A 3,384-nucleotide genomic window follows, 5' to 3' on the forward strand; every position below is an offset into this window, starting at 1 on the left:
TTTTTGTTGTTGATAATAACCAACCCCGTTAAGACCATCAAAGGTGTATTTGGCTTTAATCATTGTGCATTTTATTATCGTCATACATTCATCAATTTTTCAAATTTAGTTTCTTTTAAAAGAGCGGGATTTTCTCTTTTAGTAATTTAATGATTTTCATTGCCGTTAAAACGAAAAATCTAATCAATAAAAAAACTAATAATCCTAAAATAATAAAAAACCGTTTAATTATTTTTTTAATTTTGATCATGGTTATTAATTCCTTTATTAATTCCTTTGGAAAAATTTTTAATGGTACAAACATTCTAACATATCTAACTTTTTAATCAAATTTAAAACTATTTACGGATCCAACTTATTACAGATTTAACTTTATCATTTATGTCATTACTTATTTTATTGATGAATGGTTGGCAAGAGCATTTCCAGGTTTTTTGGTTTTCTATGATTTCTTTAATTTAATTTGTCGGTATTCTGTTTTTTTTTGGGTGTTAATTCATTATTTACGCGTTTCCAACTTTTTTAGTTTTATCGTGATCTTCTCGGTTCTTAGTTTTTCTCTGATAATTTCTATTTCATGACGGATTTCGTTGTTTTCTTCAATTTATCTTCTAGAAGCATTTTCTAAAGCTTTGATTGTTCATTCGAGAACTTTAATATTCAGAACTTATTGAACCTATTTATCAATTTGTTGTTCTAATTCCTCACTTAAGTGATTAATTTCTTCAGTTTGTTGGTTAATGATTTGGTTTAGCTAAGTTATTTCTTTATCTTTTTTGAGAGATAATGGTTTGATATTCCTTTTCTTATTGTTGGAATAATTTTTTTAATTGAGTGATTTTGTCTTTAAGGGTTTGTTTTTTTGTTGTGTGGATATATTTTTTGATTGGTTTATAAGTTAACTCAGGTATCTCTTCTGATAATTCACTAATATCAGCAATATCAATAGCTCCTCCTCGTAAATTCATTTCAATTAAATCTATAAAAGTTCGAGCTTTAGTTTCTTCGTCTTCATCCGTAGAAAAAGCCGATTCATAAATATCTTTAAGAGTTATCTTTTCAACCCTATTATTTTCTGTTTCTGGTTTGACTTCAGTTACTGGTTGAGTAACTGAAGAATAAACCTCTTTGACAGAAGATGTATGAGGTGATATTTTCAAAAAACAATAGGATAAAAAGAAAAATAAAATAAACAGAATAAACATTAAAAACAGAATAAAAAAAATACGAAAATATTTTTTGTTTTTCATATAAATTTCTCCTTAATATTTTCTATTTCTTTTATTCCAAAAATACCAACGCCAAAAAGATTGATATTTTCTATTTGAATCTGAGTAATTTTTTTAATAATTTATTATAAGAATTTGGCTTAAAAAATTTATTTCTATAATTATTTTTCTTATAATATGATTGAGAGTAATTATAATTATATTTTCTATAATTATTTCTGTAATAATTTGTTCTTTTTTTCTTAATAATTGTGCTAAACAATTAAAAGGAAAAGAAATTATTTTAAAGATGTTTTATACAAAAAACAAAAAAATATAAAGATGAAACGAAAAACAGAATACCGACAAATTAAATTTAAGAAATCTTGAAAACCAAAAGAGCCTGGAAATGCTCTTGCCAACCATTCATCAATCAATAAAATAAGTAATGAGCACATAAATGATAAAGTTAAATCTGTAATAAGTTGGATCCGTAAATAGTTTTAAATTTGATTAAAAAGTTAGATATGTTAGAATGTTTGTACCATTAAAAATTTTTCCAAAGGAATTAATAAAGGAATTAATAACCATGATCAAAATTAAAAAAATAATTAAACGGTTTTTTATTATTTTAGGATTATTAGTTTTTTTATTGATTAGATTTTTCGTTTTAACGGCAATGAAAATCATTAAATTACTAAAAGAGGAAATCCCTATTTTAAAAGAAACTAAATTTGAAAAAATTGATGAATGGTATGACGATAATAAAAAATGCACAATGATTAAAGCCAAATACACCTTTGATGGTCTTAACGGGGTTGGTTATTATCAACAACAAAAACTAAACATCTTCCATCTCCACTTTAACCCTGTCCATAAAACTTTATCCATCTTCAAAGATAAACATAACTATGGCAAAATCCAAGAAGCCGAAAATAAAAAACGCCAATCTAATGATTGGTAGATAAAAAAAATTAAAGGAGAATTTATTAATGTTTAAAGTAAAAAAGCAATTTAGTAGTATAATTTATATTTGTTTAATAAGTTTTATAGGATTATTATTTATAATTAATAATAATAAAGTTATGGCAATGAATAAAAATAACTATGAAAGAATAAACAATAAAGATAAAGGGAAAAAAATTGCCAATAATGAACCTATTCTTATTGATGTTAAAGTTACGGAAATGGATAAAAATCAATATGAAAGAATAAACAATAATTGGAAAAAAAATACCAATAATGAACCTAGTAATGTTAAACATGCTAGATTTATGGAAATGGATAAAAATAACCCTGAAACAATAAACAATAAAGATAAAGAGAAACAAATTGACATGAATGAACGTATTAATAATATTAATAATAAATTTATGACAATGGTAATGAAAAACAACAATAAAGATAAAGGGAAACAAATTGCCAATAATGAACCTAGTAATGTTAAACATTACTAGGTTCATTGTGTATTTCAATTATTGTTTATTCTTTCATATTGATTTTTTATCCATTTCCGTAACTTTAACATCAATAAGAATAGGTTCATTATTGTGAATTTTCCTTGCATCTTTATTGTTTATTCTTTCACTTAGTTATTTCCCTTATTCATTGCCATAACTTTATTATTATTAATTATAAATAATAATCCTATAAAACTTATTAAACAAATATAAATTATACACTAAAAATTGCTTTTACTTTAAACATTAATAAATTTCTCCTTTAATTTTTTATCTACCAATCATTAGATTAGCGTTTTTATTTTCGGCTTCTTGGAATTTAATAGTTATGTTTATCTTTAATGGTTTATGGTTCAGAATAAAGTGGAAGATGGAAGATGTTTAGTTTTTGTTGATAATAGCTAACCCGTTAAGACCATCAAAGGTGTATTTGGCTTTTTAATCATTGTGCATTTTTATTATCGTCATACCATTCATCAATTTTTCAAATTTAGTTTCTTTTAAAATAGGGATTTTCTCTTTTAGTAATTTAATGATTTTTCATTGCCGTTAAAACGAAAAATCTAATCAATAAAAAAAACTAATAATCTAAAATAATAAAAAATGCAATGATTAAAGCTGATACTGCTGTGTTGCTAACTGTAATGTATCAACAACAAAACTAGAGGCGCTCCATGTAACCTATCCATAAAACTTTATCCATCTTCAAAGGGTGC

Annotated in this window: 5 protein-coding genes; 2 read left to right on the top strand and 3 right to left on the bottom strand. The window is 24.2% G+C overall.

Annotated elements, in window-relative coordinates:
- Positions 1 to 115 precede the first annotated feature (115 nt).
- Together FEF22_RS02260 and FEF22_RS02150 are read right to left on the bottom strand one after the other, a co-directional pair.
- Positions 116 to 304, bottom strand: coding sequence for a hypothetical protein (locus FEF22_RS02260; RefSeq protein WP_308699411.1), 189 nt, complete (start codon positions 302 to 304; stop codon positions 116 to 118).
- Between the two features lie 502 nt (positions 305 to 806).
- Positions 807 to 1,250, bottom strand: coding sequence for a hypothetical protein (locus FEF22_RS02150; RefSeq protein ID WP_138107809.1), 444 nt, complete (start codon positions 1,248 to 1,250; stop codon positions 807 to 809).
- A gap of 547 nt (positions 1,251 to 1,797) precedes the next feature.
- Between FEF22_RS02150 and FEF22_RS02155 the strand changes: the two genes are divergently transcribed.
- Together FEF22_RS02155 and FEF22_RS02160 are read left to right on the top strand one after the other, a co-directional pair.
- Positions 1,798 to 2,172 carry a hypothetical protein gene (locus FEF22_RS02155; protein WP_210352302.1) on the top strand — a complete coding sequence of 125 codons (375 nt, stop codon included), beginning with the start codon at positions 1,798 to 1,800 and terminating at the stop codon, positions 2,170 to 2,172.
- Between the two features lie 28 nt (positions 2,173 to 2,200).
- A complete protein-coding gene (locus tag FEF22_RS02160; RefSeq protein WP_210352301.1) occupies positions 2,201 to 2,665 on the top strand; it encodes an SVM family protein in 465 nt (154 codons plus the stop codon).
- A gap of 131 nt (positions 2,666 to 2,796) precedes the next feature.
- Here FEF22_RS02160 and FEF22_RS02265 read toward each other — a convergent pair whose 3' ends face one another.
- Positions 2,797 to 2,886, bottom strand: a complete 90-nt coding sequence (locus FEF22_RS02265; RefSeq protein ID WP_210352303.1) for an SVM family protein — start codon at positions 2,884 to 2,886, stop codon at positions 2,797 to 2,799.
- Positions 2,887 to 3,384 lie beyond the last annotated feature (498 nt).

Source organism: Texas Phoenix palm phytoplasma (assembly GCF_005774685.2).
In the GTDB taxonomy this organism is placed as follows: domain Bacteria; phylum Bacillota_I; class Bacilli_A; order Acholeplasmatales; family Acholeplasmataceae; genus Phytoplasma.

Coding starts and splice junctions, on each gene's coding strand:
- FEF22_RS02260 (WP_308699411.1), bottom strand. CDS start 304: ATGTTTGTACCATTAAAAATTTTTCCAAAGGAATTAATAAAGGAATTA.
- FEF22_RS02150 (WP_138107809.1), bottom strand. CDS start 1,250: ATGAAAAACAAAAAATATTTTCGTATTTTTTTTATTCTGTTTTTAATG.
- FEF22_RS02155 (WP_210352302.1), top strand. CDS start 1,798: ATGATCAAAATTAAAAAAATAATTAAACGGTTTTTTATTATTTTAGGA.
- FEF22_RS02160 (WP_210352301.1), top strand. CDS start 2,201: ATGTTTAAAGTAAAAAAGCAATTTAGTAGTATAATTTATATTTGTTTA.